Below are 15957 nucleotides of genomic sequence, written 5' to 3'. Positions count from 1 at the left end.
AGGTGATTTTATGAGTCTGTTCGATCGAATCCAACAAGAGATGAAAGAAGCCATGAAATCCAGGGATACCCTGAAAACCAACACACTTAGGGGAGTTATCGCTTCAGTGAAGACATATCTTGCGTCTTCTGAAGAAACAAGAGGCGCAGAAGTTACCGATGAGTTGCTGATAGATCTCATTGCGAAGGAAGCTAAGAAACGCGAAGAATCTATTGAGGCTTACGAGAAGGCCGGGAGAGACGATCTCGTTGCAAGCGAATCGGCAGAGCTGGAAATCCTTAAGCGATTTCTTCCTGAAGAAATGACCGTTGATGAAATTCGGAAACTTGCATTGAAGACGATTGATGATTTAAAGGCCAATAATCCGTCAGATCTGGGCAAGGTAATGAGAGAACTGATGGCCAGACTGAAGGGAAGAGCAGATGGCAAGCTGGCCAACAGGATCGTAAGGGAGCTCCTTGAAAGCAGATGAGAATTGAGTTCCTGACTGCTGAAATCGGGAGCACCACTACGGTGCTCTCTGCTTTTTCTTCTGACGCTTCTGGATCAATGAGGTTTCTTGGACAGGGTGAATCCTATACTACAGTTGATGAGCAAGATGTGACAATTGGGATAGAGAAGGCTTTGAGAGCTCTTAAGATATCTCTTCGCATTGACAGTCTTGAATGGGATGCATTCCTCGCATCTTCGAGTGCGGCCGGCGGACTCAGAATGACGGTTCATGGACTTGTTTATGATATGACAGTAAAAGCCGCCAGAGAAGCGGCGCTTGGGGCTGGCGGAGTTATAAAGTTGGTAACTGCTGGCAAGCTCTCAGAAAGAGACCTGAAGAGGATAATGGAAACAAGTCCTAAATTGATTCTTCTTGCGGGCGGGGTAGACTATGGGGAGAGAGAGACGGTAGTGCGCAACGCTGAAGTTCTGGGAAACATAGATCACGAAATCCCCATTGTCTATGCAGGCAATTCCGCGGCAGCCGATGAGGTGGAGGAGATAATCTCGCAGAAGGGGCGAGATGTTCACATTGTAGATAATGTGTACCCTCGTATAGATGAACTCAATGTCGAGCCTACCAGAGAAGTAATCAGAGAGGTTTTCTCGAAAAACATTGTAAAAGGACCTGGTATGGAGAAGATCTACTCAATGATCAACAGACCAATAGTTCCTACTCCAGCAGCGGTAATGCTTGCAACAGAGTTATTTTCCAGTTTTCATGGGGACGTTGTTGCTGTAGACATAGGAGGGGCTACAACGGATGTCGATTCCGTTACAGATGGAGACCCCAAAATCGCTTCAATGCTGGTTTCTCCTGAACCGAGATCCAAGAGAACAGTTGAAGGAGATCTGGGGATCTACGTTAATGCCCGTCACGTTGTTGAACACATAGGCAGGGACAAACTGAAAATCGAGTTTCCTCATCTAGATAAAATCGTGAGCAACCTTACTCCCTATCCCAAGGACGCTAATGATGAGGCGTTCTCTGCTCGTTTGGCAACGTATTGTTTCGAGACTTCAATCAGAAGACATGCCGGAGGCCTCAAGCAGTTCTTTGGGCCAACTGGAAGAATAGAAGTGGCTTACGGCAAGGATCTTACTGCCGTTAGGTCAGTAATTGGCACAGGAGGAATTCTCAGCAGGTCTCGGTTTGCCTCGAAGATTATGGAGAGTATAAGAAGTCTATCGGCGAAACATGAAAAGGAACTCCTTCCAAGAAAGGAAGTCAGTCTTTTCAGGGATAGAGACTATATTCTTGGAGCCATAGGTCTGATATCTACTGTAGACTCTTCGTCTGCTGCGGATCTTGCGAAAGCTTCTTTAGAAGAACTTGTAGACATTTGATTGGAGAACGATCCTTCTAGAGTGATTGACAAGCATTTCACCAGGGTGATAGAATCTCCATGAATGCGGGTGTAGCTCAGTTGGTAGAGCATCAGCTTCCCAAGCTGAGGGTCGCGGGTTCGAGTCCCGTCGCCCGCTCCATCTATTTCACATCATAGACCATAAGAGTTGCTTCACCGAGTTGACGGGACTCTCTGAGTTTCATTTCCATTTTGCGACTAAGGTTTTCTCCCAACCCTTTGATTCCCTTGCTCAAGATGGGTTCAAACGTGATATGGAGTTCGTTGATTAAACCTTGATTGGCGAATTGATCAAACGTTTCTGTTCCACCTATTAGGCATACCTCCTTGAAACCTCTCTTCTCAAGCTCTTCAAGTAGTTCAAGGATCGTAGTCGAAGTAAAGAGCAATTCCCTCGAGTTCCGGTATCTCTCCGGATGCCTAGTCAAAACTACATTAAACCTTCCGGATAGAGGTTTTCCGATTGCCTCGTGGGTTTTTCTACCCATAATGACTACTCCTATTCTTGATGTTAGAGATTTGAAGTACTTCTTATCTTCGCTGGATGTCCATTCGCTTCTGTCGTCATGAGACAGCGCAATTTTACCGTTTACCGTGCTTGCAAATACTGCAATAACTCGCAGGTTGAACACCTCCCGATCCGCATTTGGTTTCATTACTCGTTGATTGTATCTTTTTTCCCCAACTTCTGGCAACATTTCGAGAGTCAGTTTCAGAAAGATGTGTTATTCTTCTTAAGATGGGAGTGTGAAGGACATCAGGAAGATTAGGTGGCTATTTGTCGTTACGTTGTTGGTCGTAATACTTGGTGCCTGCAGTGACAGTACGAGTCACAGCTTGTCAATAGTGAACATCGAATGTGAAGGTACTATGTGTTATTTGAAGCTGGATGTGTCTTCTCCCGGCAGAGACCTTCCTTCGGTTCTGGTTACCGTCGGTCGATCGCCCCTTGACGGCAATGATGGAATGAAGTTCAAAGGCTCGGAGATCTCCTTTGAGCTGAAAGAGCATGGTACTCATTCGATTTATGTGACTCTGATCAAGGGAAAGAGATTCTTGACTACGCCGGCCTATGCGAAAGCAACCGTAAATCTTCAGCCACCTAACGCTCCGGTATTTCGATGGAATCTCGCACAAGGAGAGTTGACTCTGACTTTGGAGACAGAGACTAATGGTTCAGTTACCGACTACCTTATTCTCGTTAACGATACCGAATACGGTTCATCGGATGGGGTCTTTACTTTTCCTATTGAGAGGGACAACGAATACATAGTACAAGCATTCTCAAGATCTGGTTCCATCACTTCAAAACCCTCAGTAATTGATTTGAGACTTTCTGAGGATTTTCCTCCTGTCGTCGACCTGTCAATAGGACAACCGTATTTGGGAGGGTCATTTGGAGCAGCAATAAGCGACGATTGGGACAGCGTTGCCGATCTTTCGATTAGGGCCTATATTGAAGAAAGTGGAATCCCCCTTCTCTTTGACGGGACAAAGTTGATTCCGGAGATACCTCTTCCGGAAGGACAGAATACTCTTGTAGTTCAAGTGATAGACTCTTCCGGCAACAAGACCGAATGCAGAAGACAGATTCAAGTTATTCGCAAGACTTCGGTTGATCTTCCCGAGCTCTATATTGAAGAGGGTACAATCAGAAATGCGAGATGGAGTGCTTCAGAAGGTCCGGTCGAATTGCAGAGATACAGAGATGGCGAATGGATAACACTTTCTACTCATATGCCAAACGAAAGGTCTTCTGTGATAACCAAGGAAAGCATATCTGAGAATGGCGACTTGTACAGAATTGTTTTCGAGTCAGATAGAGAGAGATTCATGCCTTCAGTTCCGGTGTTCGCGAAAGAAAGTCTGTTCAGGAGATTCAGCACTGAGGTTATCTCGTCCTTCTTGGGAATGGACGCTCTACTAGTTGGAGGTAACGACTACAGATTCTACGGGAACATTGTTGTAAGAGACGGATCGGTGATGAGAGCCGAATCTGGCTCTTCTCTTACAATTCCTAAGGGTAACACCCTTTTGGTGAGCGGAGTTCTTGATCTAGAAGGACGGAAGGATCGAATTTCGGTGAACCCGGGAGGTTCAACCGGTACTATTGAAGTTGCAAATAATGGGGTTCTGATTGCGAGAAGCGTTGATTTCAACAACACCAGAATACTGGTTAAGGAAGCTGCTGTAGTTGTCTTTGAGAATTGCACCTTTTCCAGAGGGCTCGAGATAGAAGGAGCGCGTACTGTCCAGATATACGGGAGCAACGTTAAGGGCGAAGTTGTCGTTGAGAACGTTAGAGAAATGCTTATTCATATTAGCGACTTTTCGGGAACCGAAGTCACTTTCAGCAATCTCGGAATGGCAATGCTCTCCAGGAGCGATATGAAGTCTCAGACCCTTCGAGTTATCAATTCGCGGATCGAAGTGGTTGATTCTCTTATCGAATCGAAGAGTGTTCTGGTGAACAAGACCTCCCGATTCTCATTTATCGGAGGTCCGTTGATCGATACAGTAATTGAAGTCTCCGGTGCGTCTTCTCTTCATATTGATGAACCTCAAATAATCGGAAGTGTTACGATCGACATTAAAGAGCTGTCGCGTCTATCCGTTCAGAAGAAAGTGGAGGGTTTACTCGAGATTCTTTCAGATGAAAAGTCTGCAATCAAGGTGTTCTGAGCTATGGGAATGAGTTTTAGAGAATTCGATCCGCATGTTCTTGAGCGGTTGAAACTGGATTTCACTTCTCCACATGCTCGTGTAAACCACGGCACGGTATTATTATCCTGGTTTATTGATCCTCCAAAGGGTTCTAGGACTGTTCTTGAACTGGGTTCTGGGAGTGGAGCAATATCGATCTTTCTTGCGAAGACCTTCGGCCTGAAGGCTACCGGGCTGGAGATCGATAGAAATCTCCGCGATATTTCGGTCAAGAACTCATATTCGAACTGCGTGCAAGAACTCACAACTTTCATCAATTGCAATATAGAAGAATACTTGAGAGACAAAAGTGAAGAGGTCTACGATGTAGTGATCGCTAATCCGCCGCATTTCGTTCACTCAGGAGTGGAAAGCCCCGATGAAAGAAGAAACATTGCAAGAAGGACCGATCGTGAATCCGCGAGAATATTCGCCTTTGCCACAGGTAGACTCTTGAAGAACAGAGGCGCGTTCTTTTTTCTGCTGCATCCTAGAGATATGACGAAGTGGTTTCGTCTTCTGGAGGATCAAGGTCTTGGGATTCACAGAGTACGTTTTGCACATGGATCTCTCGACAAACAAGCTCAGCTAGTTCTTTTGAGCGGAAGAAAGGGTTCATCGTCTGAAGTCGTTGTAGAACCTCCAATAGAGATGAGGTGAAAGCTATGTTCGTTAGTATAGAAGGAATAGACGGATGTGGAAAGACTACTCAAATCAAACTCCTCGAAGAGTATTTGAGTCTATTAGATGTGGAGTTTGCAATTGTCAGAGAGCCTGGAGGAACTAGAGCTGGCGAGGAGATCAGGGAGATACTTCTCCACAAGGATTATCCTTTATGCGCCGAATCGGAATTGCTCCTATTCATGGCTGCCCGCGCTCAGATTGTCAGAGAGGTCATAAAGCCAGCTCTTGAGAGCGGTCGCATAGTCATCGCCGACAGGTTCATGGACTCATCAGTTGCTTATCAAGGAGTCGGAAGATGTCTTGGGCGTGAGATTGTACAGTTGATGAATTCTTTTGCTGTGGCAGACACATTACCTGACATTACCTTGTATATTGATGTACCGGCTGATGTTGCTATCTCGCGGATGAGAAAAGAAAGGAAAAATGATAAAATAGAAGTGGAGAGTTTAGAGTTTTTCGAAAGAGTAAGAAAAGGATACGAAGAATTGATGGCTGAGAATAGAGAGAGATTTGTTGTTATAGACGGAACAAACAGTGAAGAGAGAGTGCAACAAGACATCAGAAAGGCTTTATCAGTTTTCTTAGGAAAGAGGAAGCCAAATGGGAGGTGACGATAATGTACTTCGACAAGTTTTCTGAAGGCGCTGCTCAAGTATTTGTGACAGCCCAGGACGAGGCTAGAAGTCTCGGCCACCCTTACGTTGGAACTGAACACCTCCTCCTAGCGATCATCAAGGTTGATAATGAGCAAACAACTAGGATTCTGAGAAACTACTCGATTACATACGAGAGAATCTCCAGAGAAGTTACTTCGATGGTTGGAACGAATGTACATCAGTCTGTAGTTGGGGCTCCACAGATGACCCCGAGAGCAAGGAGAGTTATCGAGCTAGCAAATGACGAGTCGAAGATGCTCGGGCAAGACAAGATTGATGTGGAACACATTATGCTCGGAATCGTTCGCGAAGGAGAAGGAATCGCGGCCCACATTTTGAAGCAGATGGGAGTGAACTTGTCGCAGCTTAGGAGAGAGATCATTGAAAACATCACGGGCGACTGGGAAGAAGGAGGAAGTGAGCAGCCTGATAATGTTTTCGTTCAACAAAGTCCGACAATGAGTTCAGCGATTAAGCAGCTTGAGGGCTTTGGCACCGATCTTACTGCTATGGCCAAAGCGGGAAAACTAGATCCGATTGTTGGTAGAGAGATTGAAAGGCAGAGGCTAATGGAGGTTCTTTCCAGACGGAAGAAGAACAATCCTGTCTTGATTGGAGAACCTGGCGTCGGAAAGACTGCGATTGTTGAAGGACTTGCACAAATGATCGTTGATGAAGAGGTTCCCGAGACACTCAAGAATAAAGTCATTTTTGCACTGGATGTAGCTTCACTCATAGCCGGGACAAAGTACAGAGGTGAATTTGAGAAGAGACTGAAGAAACTCATCCATGTTGTGAAATCCAACGGAAACATCATTCTGTTCATAGATGAAGTCCATACGATAGTTGGCGCTGGTTCGGCTGAAGGTGCCGTAGATGCTGCAAATATCCTAAAGCCAGCTTTGGCCAGTGGGGAGATTAGATGTATAGGCTCGACAACTCCTGATGAATACAGGAAGTACATAGAAAAGGATGCAGCTCTGGAGCGGAGATTTCAGAAAATCTATGTGACCGAGCCGTCTCCCGAACAGTCTGTAGAGATTTTGAAAGGTATAAGACACAAGTATGAACTTCACCACAAAGTTCGTTATACAGATAAGGGCCTGGAGGCGGCGGTAAGTTTGTCACATAGGTACGTGTCTGACAGATTCCTTCCTGACAAGGCAATAGACATCATTGACGAGGCAGGTTCCAGGGCTAGACTGAAGAAACTCACAGTACCGAATGAGTTGAAGAACATGCAGGGAGAGATCGAGGTTCTTAAGATAAAGAGAGAGACAGCTGCAGCAGATCAAGAATATGAGAAGGCGGCTCAGCTTAAAGAGAAAGAACGTCTGATACAGCAGAAATATAGAGACGGTTATAACGAATGGAGAAGCAGGGTCGATTCCGAGATTGTAACTCTCGATGATGATGAAGTCGCCGAGATCGTATCCAATTGGACTGGGATTCCGCTCAGAAAACTTGAGGAGACCGATAGCGAGAAGTTGCTGACTCTTGAATCCGCGTTACACGAGAGGATAGTATCCCAGGACGAAGCAATTACCGCCGTTGCAAAGTCAATTAGGCGTGCTAGGAGCGGTCTTAAAGATCCTAGAAGACCGATTGGAGCCTTCCTATTCTTAGGTCCTACAGGAGTCGGAAAGACTGAACTAGCGAAGGCCTTAGCCGAGTACTTGTTTGGGGATGACAAGGCCCTTGTCAGGTTCGACATGTCGGAGTATATGGAAAGGTTCTCCGTTTCCAGGCTTATTGGAGCACCTCCAGGTTATGTTGGTTATGACGAAGGCGGAACCCTGACAGAACGAATAAGAAAGAGGCCTTTTTCGGTGATACTTTTTGATGAGATTGAGAAGGCACATACCGATATTTTCAACATTCTTCTACAGATAATGGACGATGGTAGACTTACCGATTCGCAGGGTAGACAGGTCGACTTCCGGAATACCATAGTTATAATGACGAGCAATTTAGGCGGGGAATTCATAAACAAAACGAAATCTTCGATAGGTTTTGTCGAGTCTATTCAGGAGGAAAAAGAATATGAGGCCATGAAAACTTCTGTCCTCGAAGAGGTAAAACGAACTTTTAGACCTGAGTTCCTTAACAGACTCGATGAGGTAGTAGTATTCCATCAACTAACCAAAGTTCAGATAAAGTCGATAATCGATATACTAATGAACGATATGAGAAAGAGACTTAAGGAGAAACGCTTGACATTGCTTCTTTCGGAAGCAGCTCAGGACTTTCTGGTCGATGAAGGGTTCAACCCTGTATATGGTGCTCGACCACTGAAGAGAGCTATCCAGAAGTACGTTGAAGATCCTCTTTCCGAAGAACTTCTCAGAGGAAGATTCCAAGAAGGGGATCTAATAACGGCTGAAGTTGACAACAGAGTTCTCGTCTTCAAGAAGAAGAAGGATGAGAAAACTGAAGTGAAAGCAGTTACCTAGAGCTCATTCCAGATAAGATAGAAAGGGGGGCAGTTTCTCGCCCCCCTTTCTGGAATCTAAGGATAGGGGGTGCAATAGCCGCAGCAAAGCGGTTGTAAATGATGAAGAAGAGAAGAAGTTACGTTTGCGAAGTCTGTGGTTATGATTCCCCTGCCTGGTTCGGCCGTTGCCCTTCCTGCGGCGAGTGGAATACCGCGGTGTCTTTTACTGCAGAAGGAAGCCGCGAAGAAGCTTCCTCGATTGCAGACCTAGAGGCTAGACCTCTCTCTGAAATCGACACTAGAGAATCCTTGAGAATAGACACTCACATCGAAGAGTTGAACAGATCTCTTGGCGGCGGTATAGTACCCGGTAGCGCAATTCTTGTCAGTGGAGAACCTGGAATTGGGAAGTCTACTCTGATGCTGCAACTATCAGACTTGGTGGCAGATGAGAGACCCGTTCTTTATTTATCTGGGGAGGAATCTGTCCATCAACTGAAGTTGAGGGGCGACAGACTTTGGCTACTAAACAAGGAACGAATAGAAGTTGTATCCACTAACGAAATAGACGCTCTCAGATCGCTTGAGATTGGAAAGTACGGTATGCTGGTGGTAGATTCATTGCAGACCATAAGGGTGTCCAGCGCTCCTTCATTACCCGGTTCTGTGGTGCAAGTCAAGGAGTGTGCAAACATGCTCGTTTCACTGGCGAAGACCTCTGAAATACCTGTTATGATAGTATCTCACATAACTAAAGGTGGGCAAATCGCTGGTCCAAAGCTTGTGGAGCATCTTGTCGACACAGTCCTTTATTTCGAATCAAGCAAGACGGGATACAGGTTCCTTAGAACCGTGAAGAATCGATTTGGTCCATCCGATGAAATCGCCGTCTTCGAAATGACTGCGGAAGGGCTGAAAGAGGTTCCTGACATAAGTAGCCTCTTTGTTGAGGATTACACAAGTGCTCCCGGCAACGTAGTATCGGTTGTCTACGAAGGCTCAAGATCCTTTCTGGTAGAAGTTCAGGCGCTCGTTTCGAAACCAGTATATGGAACCCCCAGGAGGCTATCAACCGGAGTGCCACTAGAAAGACTGCTTCTCGTAAGCGCCGTGCTGAATAAGAGGGCGGGTATTCCACTGGACAGTCTTGATCTATACCTTAACGTTGCAGGAGGGCTTCAGATAGAGGATACCGGTGTTGACTTAGCAATTGCAGCAGCTTTGATATCTTCGTACTCCGATACATCATTGTCTGAAGGTGTAGGCTTTTTTGGTGAGATCGGCCTCGACGGGACCATTCGCTCAGTATCTTCAACAGAGAAGAGGCTGGAGAGAGCTAGAAAATCATCTTTCTCAAGGATAGTCTCGCCAGAGGGAAGAAATGGTATAAAAGATGTGAAGCAACTCTTGAAAATCATCGGAGGTATGAAGAGTGGAAAGGAGTGAACTAATAGAGAAAATCAAGAAGATTGCGCCGGGGACTCCGTTAAGACATGCTCTCGATGATATACAGGATGCCAGCGTGGGAGGTCTGATTTTCTTTGTCGATGACTACAAGAAGTATGGTCAGCTTATGCAGATAGGGTTTCTTCTGAACTGCCAGTTCAATCCTAACAAGTTGTATGAGTTAGCCAAAATGGATGGTGCGATCGTGGTGGATGATGATCTCACAACGATAGTTGGAGCTAACGTTCAGCTGATTCCCGATCACACGATCCCGACCAATCAGACAGGCATGAGGCACAGGGCTGCCGAAAGAATGGCTAAAGAGACTGGCAAGATGCTTGTTGCAGTTTCAAAGAGAAGAAATACGATGACTATCTTTTTGGGCGATTACACTTATACCTTGAACAGTGTTGAGACGCTTACCTCCAAAATAACTCAGACAATAAGAACGGCAGAGAAGTACAAAGAGGCCTTCATTGAGGCGCTGCAGGGAATAGAATTCATGGAGCGAGCAGGTTCACTCACGCTCTTTGATGTTGTTAAGACAATACAAAAGGGACTGATGGTCCTTCAAATTTGCGAGGAAGCAGAGTTTACAATAGCCGAATTAGGTAACCACGGAAGATTTCCTGCATTGCAACTAGCAGAGATTTTGGTGAATGTTAATGAAGAAATCGAAAGTCTCGTCCTGGATTTCAGTGAACAGTTGCTTGATCAGGATAATCTTGAAGAGGCAATTGGAAAATTGAGGAATCTAAGCGAAAAAGAGATAAGCAGTTTCGGGGTAATATTGAGACATCTTGGATACGAAATTAACACTGCCTCTCAGGCTGTTGAGTATTTCATTAGATCAAGAGGAATACGTTTTGCTCGGCATATACCTAGAATTCCTCTTCAGGTCGCAATAAACCTGGGCAAGGAATTTGGGACGCTATCTAATCTTCTTGAGGGAACGGAAGACGAACTGATGGATGTCGACGGAATTGGCGAAAAGCGTGCCTCTGCAATAAGGCACGCAATTGAAGTTTACAAGAAGTCCGGCGAGATCACAATTCCAGGTTTCTGAGCTCCTTAGAGAGATCTTTAAGCTCTTTCTTCGAAATCCTCTGAGGGAAACCTTTGTCAAGAATCAATTCCCCTGAATTCCAAACCTTATCAAAACTCGTGTCAAAGGACGATTTCAGGACCAATTGAAGTGTTATAGGCAAATGAGGATCGAACTTTTCCAGGTCAAGGCAGGACCTCGACAACGCCAGGTCGGCCGAATAGCCTTCTTTAAGCACTCCCGTACTTTTTCCGAACAACCTCTGGAACAACCTGTGGTTGTTATCGAAGAGAGTCTTTCTTATCTCATAATCGATGACATAATTGTCGAAACCCCTGTGGTACCTTTCAGTAAGAATAACTTCCTTTGCCTCTCCAAACATATCCGAACCAATGAATCCTGTGCCCAAACAAACTTGCATCCCCCGACCGAGTAGGTCGGATATGTTTGACTGAAAGCTACCTGCGTACATTTCTGATCTAAGTGATTTCGTCACGAAGATTCTCCGGGAAGAGATAATATCCATGTCAGTTTCGCTTAGATTACCTCCGTAGATGACACCACATTCGGGTCCAAGGATACCGTTTTTCAGGAGTCTCTCTATAAGACTCTCTCCCCACCTGAGAAGACAAGTCTCATTCTCTCTCTTCATGTCGAAAATGAAGAGGTTCAGATTCATCCCTTTTTCGTACAGCTCCCTCAATTTTCTCAGGCTATCTTCGCTATAGGTGGCAAGCTCACTTACGTAGACTATTGGGCAGAACGTGGAATCGCGAGTAACGCTTTCCCAGCGCCCCGCGACGTTGTCAATTGTCTCCTCGGTCAATACAGGTCCGACAGCAAGGTAAACTCCGTACTTGGCTGCGACTTCCTTGTAGAATGTTGGATCGATTTCAGGATGATCGACTATTGGGCTGCTGATTGCGACAGAACCACTCCTGATTGCTTTCAATACGGCAACTTCCGCAGAAAGCCTTACTAAAGAAGGGTTAATCTCGCTTCTGACGGATTCCAGCAGATTGCTGAAAAAGCTTTTGTTAGTCTGATTATCTTTAAGAAGTTTCAATGGATATGGGGAGATGCTGGAATAGACGCTGTAATGTGCATTAAAAAACGAAGGCAAGAGAATTCCCTTTTCGCCGTCGATTATCTCTTCGTCTTCTTGGATGCTGTACTCTCTCCTCGGTCCGACAAAAGTGATCTTCCCATTCTCAAATCTAACCAAAGCATCATCCACAAGAGGGTTCTTTAGATCATTTGTGAATGCCAAAACATTAGTTACGATCATCTGGAACCACCTCTTCTTGATTTGAAATAGGATCTGATAACGTAACACTCAAAGCTGAATAATTTCGGGATAATCTTGAGTCGTTTTCCTGGTTCTTGAAATATCCTGTACAGCCACTCAAGGCCGGCTTTCTGCATGAACAAAGGAGCTCTCTTCAGATCGCCTGAGATAACATCAAACGATCCACCGACTCCCATCAAAAGCATGGCATTAAGTCTGTCAAGGTTCTTCGCAATCCAGATATCTTGTCTTGGAACACCCATACCGACAAAAACAATATCCGCTGATGAATTGTTTATTTTCGAAACGATTGTATCACTTTCCTCTCGTGTGAAAAAGCCGCTGTGATACCCAACGATGTCTATTAGTGGAAATCTTTGTTTTAGTTTTTCGGTAGTCTTTGTTACGATACTCTCTTTCGACCCCAGAAGGAATATCTTTTGACCCGCCTCGGATGAAAGTTCGCAGATTTTCAGCATTAGGTCTATTCCGGGTACTCTTTCAATTCTTTGTTTTGAAATCAGCTTGATCGCTTTCAGCACACCGCTGCCATCGGGAACTACATAATTGACTGTACTCAGAGCCTTCTTGTATTCTTCGTTGTTGATGTATTCATAAGCAATCAAGGCGTTGAGCGTAAGCACATGTGATCTCACTCCCAATTGCGTTCGCTGTATGAGCTCATCGGCTGCAGAAAAGAGGTCTTTTTCCTGGAGATCAAAATCAAGGAACTGCAAACACACACCTCCACACTTCATTAAAGCACAAATGAAAACCTTTTCAACGAAAAGAGGAAGGCTAAGCCTTCCTCTGGTGCCGAGGGCGGGAATCGAACCCGCACGGGGCTCTCAACCCCAGCGGATTTTGAGTCCGCCGCGTCTGCCAGTTCCACCACCTCGGCCAGCAATAAAACTTTACCATCAATGATTATTGGTGTCAACGAGCGTTCACTCAGAGATAAGCATAGAAATCACTTTGGAATGCAAGCTAGGTAAGAGTCATCAGTTGCCAAGCAACTCCTCAAGCGAAAAACAAAACTCAGGCATTCCAACTGCCCAGGGACCGATTTCGTACGGTTGGAAGTAAATGCAAAGCCTTCCTCCCTTAAGGTAGAAGCCCTGATCCGACGTGACTCCTTCAAAGTACTCAGGCCAGAGATCATCGCGGGCAGAGATTTCTTCCTTAATCAATCCGTTCAATTTCTCTTCAGTTTTTTTGCTTCCGAGAATGTTGTGCAAAGCAACAAGTCGGGACTTCTCCAGATCGATGTTATACGTTCTTCTCGATGCGTTTGGATGTGCGCCTCCGGTGAACTCACTGAAGACCATGTCTATGCTTAGAATTCCATCACTAAGATAAGCGGAGTAAACAACATAGACATCGAAAGTTCTGAATGGCCACTCAGAAGTCTTAGACTCTTCAAAAGCTTTCCGGGCCAATTCCTCGATTTCGCTTCTATACTGGGATATTTCACCCTCGATAGTAGAATTCAGAAACTGCTCGAAAGGTCTGTCTCTAAGTCCATTGACTGAAGGTATCTGTACATTTACGGCACAGATTTCGGAATCCTCAATTACATTCTCTCCAAGAACGGAGATCAGTTTCCCTTGAGAAACAAAGATCTGCTCAGGAAGATCGACCGTATAGGAGAAGACAACGGCCAGTGCAATAAATAGATAGCCTGCTATCAACAGCTTACGCATACAATTCCCTCCTTTTGATCACTTAAAAGACCGGTCCAGTATTCTTCACAACCGGAAGCGTTCTCCTGCGATCATCTAGAAAGATCATATCACTGAAAATCGGGATTAGTTGCCTATCAAGAAAGTGTGGGTCGTGATCATTGAGAGATCAATGGATACAGATATTGATTGCCGCAGAATCAGGAAAGATTCTAATCGTCCAAGCTCTGTTATCGTTTCTCACAACGGTCTTCTGTACAGAATGAGCAGTGATTTGCAGCAAATATCGGTTCCGAAAAAGCACAAACGCTTCGCAATGTTTCTGACAACTACAGAATTCGAAAACGGGCGCTGAAATCATTCAGCAAAAAAGCCTTATTCCGGTGCTATGATTATCACATGGGGGGTGATAGTCTTGATTGCAGAAATAACCCTAGATATGGTGAGGGTGACAGAGGCGGCGGCCCTTTTTTCTAGTGTTTATCTTGGCCGCGGTAACAAAGAAGCAGTAGATCAAAGAGCTGTAGATGCAATGAGAGGTATTTTAGATTTGCTCGACATGAAGGGAACCATAATCATTGGCGAAGGAGAAAAGGACGATGCACCAATGCTGGCTGCCGGAGAGCATGTTGGAAAGTGGAATGACGACGATCCGGAAGTCCTTATCGCTGTTGACCCGGTAGATGGAACCAGGTTGGTTGCGAATGGAAGATCTAATGCGTTAAGCGTGATTGCAGCAACCGAAGGAGGCAAGGTAGCTCCCTTACCAACCTACTATGTAGACAAATTGGCGGTTGGAAAGGAGCTTGCAGGAAACCTGGATATCGACGCAACTCCACGAGAAAACCTCCGTATCGCGGCAGCTATCCTTGGTGTCAAAGTATCGGAACTGACGGTGACAATGCTCGATCGAGAGAGAAACTACCCTCTCGTTGAAGCCGTTAGAGCTGTCGGTGCAAGAATCAGACTGATCAATGATGGAGACATTGCTGCGGCAATCGCGACTGCTCTTCCTGATGGAGGGACAGAAATCTACATGGGCGTTGGAGGCTCTCCAGAAGCAGTTCTGGCTGCAGCGGCACTTCAGTGTATGGGTGGTGAGATCCAGGTGAAGTGCTGGCCAAGAGATTCAGAAGAGATTGAAAAGGTAGAAAATTCTTCGTTTGAGCTTGATAGAGTCTATCGAACAAAGGATCTGATTGATGGTGAGGAGGTTGTCTTCAGCGCTACCGGAATAACTGACGGTTCATTCCTGAAGGGTGTTCGCTTCACCCATAACCAGGCTATAACCGATTCTATCGCCATGCGATCAAGCACCAGAACGGTTAGGAGAATAAGGGCTTATCACGAAATCGCCTATAAGACCATCACAACGAAATCGGGAGGTGAAGTCTTCATTTTCAACAGCTTGCTTGGTAAGAGAGGTTAGTAGTTTATCCGCAGTTCTTTACTTCCCTGAGTTTGAAGGTCTGAAGTCGTTTCAAATCATAAATGATCTGCTTTTCATTTTGCGGACAGCTACCACAAGATAAAGTGCTATAATTGCCGCAAAACAGAGGGGGGAGACTCTGTGATTTGCATCTTGGTGAACGACACCGATTTTGGGACATCTGTATCGCCTGTTGAAAGCGCTTTGGAGACAGCAGGCGTAGCATACAGAACCTGGAGGATATTTCTTGAGGGCTTTCCTGAAGATGGATCGGGATGTGATGGTCTGGTTCTGTCAGGAGGCTTCTCGATGAGCGAGTATTTCGATGGTGGTTCTCTTTCTTGGGGAGCCTCATTTGTTAAGGATTTTCATGGTCCTGTTCTGGGTATTTGTCTGGGAATGCAAATCTTGGCTCGGCTCTTTCAGGAATCCTTGGTAGCCTCGCGTGAGCTCGGAGTATCAAAGGTTAGGTTGGACACTTCGAATGAGCTGTTCATGGGAATGAAATCGGAAGTGAATGCCTATCAGCGTCACAACTATGGCCTTCCATACATTCCCGGTGGCTATTATCAAATTGCATGGGGGGAATCGACCTTCATACAAGGGATAGCTTCTCTTGACGGATCGCGATTCGGTGTGCAGTTCCATCCAGAGGAAATCGAACTTGGTTCTGAAGAAGAGTTGCTGAGAATCTTCTCCAATTTCTCGACTATAGTTAATTCTCGCTAGAC

Annotated in this window: 14 protein-coding genes and 2 tRNA genes; 11 read left to right on the top strand and 5 right to left on the bottom strand. The window is 45.4% G+C overall.

Going from position 1 to position 15957, the window contains the following annotated elements; translation table 11 throughout:
* The first annotated feature begins 10 nt into the window (after positions 1–10).
* From V512_RS01460 to V512_RS01450, 3 genes are all read left to right on the top strand, one after another.
* Positions 11–472, top strand: coding sequence for a GatB/YqeY domain-containing protein (locus V512_RS01460; RefSeq protein ID WP_099828684.1), 462 nt, complete (start codon positions 11–13; stop codon positions 470–472).
* On the top strand, positions 469–1839 hold the full coding sequence (locus V512_RS01455) for a GlmL-related ornithine degradation protein (protein ID WP_099828683.1): 1371 nt from the start codon (positions 469–471) through the stop codon (positions 1837–1839). Before V512_RS01460 ends, V512_RS01455 begins: the two co-directional genes overlap by 4 nt.
* A 65-nt stretch (positions 1840–1904) precedes the next feature.
* Positions 1905–1980: transfer RNA gene (locus V512_RS01450), tRNA-Gly, on the top strand.
* A gap of 1 nt (position 1981) precedes the next feature.
* On the opposite strand, the gene V512_RS01445 is transcribed toward V512_RS01450, so the two are convergent.
* A complete protein-coding gene (locus V512_RS01445; RefSeq protein WP_243392202.1) occupies positions 1982–2491 on the bottom strand; it encodes a dihydrofolate reductase family protein in 510 nt (169 codons plus the stop codon).
* Positions 2492–2606: 115 nt separating this feature from the next.
* On the opposite strand from V512_RS01445, the gene V512_RS01440 reads away from it, so the two are divergent.
* The 6 genes from V512_RS01440 (at position 2607) to disA (ending at position 10848) form a co-directional block, all read left to right on the top strand.
* The gene (locus tag V512_RS01440) at positions 2607–4541 is read left to right on the top strand and encodes a hypothetical protein (protein ID WP_243392201.1); all 1935 of its coding nucleotides are present in this window, start codon (positions 2607–2609) and stop codon (positions 4539–4541) included.
* A gap of 9 nt (positions 4542–4550) precedes the next feature.
* Positions 4551–5222 carry a methyltransferase gene (locus V512_RS01435; protein WP_243392200.1) on the top strand — a complete coding sequence of 224 codons (672 nt, stop codon included), beginning with the start codon at positions 4551–4553 and terminating at the stop codon, positions 5220–5222.
* Positions 5219–5857, top strand: a complete 639-nt coding sequence (tmk, locus tag V512_RS01430; protein WP_180977931.1) for a dTMP kinase — start codon at positions 5219–5221, stop codon at positions 5855–5857. Before V512_RS01435 ends, tmk begins: the two co-directional genes overlap by 4 nt.
* A 5-nt stretch (positions 5858–5862) precedes the next feature.
* Positions 5863–8355 (top strand): ATP-dependent Clp protease ATP-binding subunit, encoded by a 2493-nt coding sequence (locus V512_RS01425; protein ID WP_099828680.1) that lies wholly within the window; start codon positions 5863–5865, stop codon positions 8353–8355.
* Positions 8356–8456: 101 nt separating this feature from the next.
* On the top strand, positions 8457–9782 hold the full coding sequence (gene radA / locus V512_RS01420; protein WP_099828737.1) for a DNA repair protein RadA: 1326 nt from the start codon (positions 8457–8459) through the stop codon (positions 9780–9782).
* Positions 9769–10848, top strand: coding sequence for a DNA integrity scanning diadenylate cyclase DisA (gene disA, locus V512_RS01415; RefSeq protein WP_099828679.1), 1080 nt, complete (start codon positions 9769–9771; stop codon positions 10846–10848). Before radA ends, disA begins: the two co-directional genes overlap by 14 nt.
* Here the strand turns inward: disA and V512_RS01410 are convergent.
* From V512_RS01410 to V512_RS01395, 4 genes are all read right to left on the bottom strand, one after another.
* Positions 10829–12115 carry an amidohydrolase gene (locus V512_RS01410; protein WP_099828678.1) on the bottom strand — a complete coding sequence of 429 codons (1287 nt, stop codon included), beginning with the start codon at positions 12113–12115 and terminating at the stop codon, positions 10829–10831. The two genes, disA and V512_RS01410, sit on opposite strands and share 20 nt — an antisense overlap.
* Entirely contained in the window at positions 12112–12858 is a 747-nt protein-coding gene (locus V512_RS01405; RefSeq protein WP_243392199.1) for a WecB/TagA/CpsF family glycosyltransferase, read from the bottom strand. Before V512_RS01405 ends, V512_RS01410 begins: the two co-directional genes overlap by 4 nt.
* A gap of 68 nt (positions 12859–12926) precedes the next feature.
* Positions 12927–13016: transfer RNA gene (locus V512_RS01400), tRNA-Leu, on the bottom strand.
* Between the two features lie 100 nt (positions 13017–13116).
* Complete coding sequence (locus V512_RS01395; RefSeq protein ID WP_099828676.1) at positions 13117–13818, bottom strand: DUF3298 and DUF4163 domain-containing protein; 702 nt, start codon at positions 13816–13818, stop codon at positions 13117–13119.
* 394 nt (positions 13819–14212) lie between these two features.
* On the opposite strand from V512_RS01395, the gene glpX reads away from it, so the two are divergent.
* A complete protein-coding gene (glpX, locus tag V512_RS01390; protein WP_099828675.1) occupies positions 14213–15226 on the top strand; it encodes a class II fructose-bisphosphatase in 1014 nt (337 codons plus the stop codon).
* A gap of 141 nt (positions 15227–15367) precedes the next feature.
* Positions 15368–15955 carry a glutamine amidotransferase gene (locus V512_RS01385; protein WP_099828674.1) on the top strand — a complete coding sequence of 196 codons (588 nt, stop codon included), beginning with the start codon at positions 15368–15370 and terminating at the stop codon, positions 15953–15955.
* Positions 15956–15957 lie beyond the last annotated feature (2 nt).

The sequence above is a fragment of the Mesotoga sp. Brook.08.105.5.1 genome (assembly GCF_002752635.1).
In the GTDB taxonomy this organism is placed as follows: domain Bacteria; phylum Thermotogota; class Thermotogae; order Petrotogales; family Kosmotogaceae; genus Mesotoga.
Note: the sequence above shows the minus strand (reverse complement) of the source record. Positions and strands in the feature narration are given on the sequence as shown.

What these genes read in the sequence shown, in the direction of transcription:
- V512_RS01460 (WP_099828684.1), top strand. Translation starts at nt 11, where the DNA reads ATGAGTCTGTTCGATCGAATCCAACAAGAGATGAAAGAAGCCATGAAA.
- V512_RS01455 (WP_099828683.1), top strand. Translation starts at nt 469, where the DNA reads ATGAGAATTGAGTTCCTGACTGCTGAAATCGGGAGCACCACTACGGTG.
- V512_RS01435 (WP_243392200.1), top strand. Translation starts at nt 4,551, where the DNA reads ATGAGTTTTAGAGAATTCGATCCGCATGTTCTTGAGCGGTTGAAACTG.
- V512_RS01425 (WP_099828680.1), top strand. Translation starts at nt 5,863, where the DNA reads ATGTACTTCGACAAGTTTTCTGAAGGCGCTGCTCAAGTATTTGTGACA.
- radA (WP_099828737.1), top strand. Translation starts at nt 8,457, where the DNA reads ATGAAGAAGAGAAGAAGTTACGTTTGCGAAGTCTGTGGTTATGATTCC.
- V512_RS01410 (WP_099828678.1), bottom strand. Translation starts at nt 12,115, where the DNA reads ATGATCGTAACTAATGTTTTGGCATTCACAAATGATCTAAAGAACCCT.
- V512_RS01395 (WP_099828676.1), bottom strand. Translation starts at nt 13,818, where the DNA reads ATGCGTAAGCTGTTGATAGCAGGCTATCTATTTATTGCACTGGCCGTT.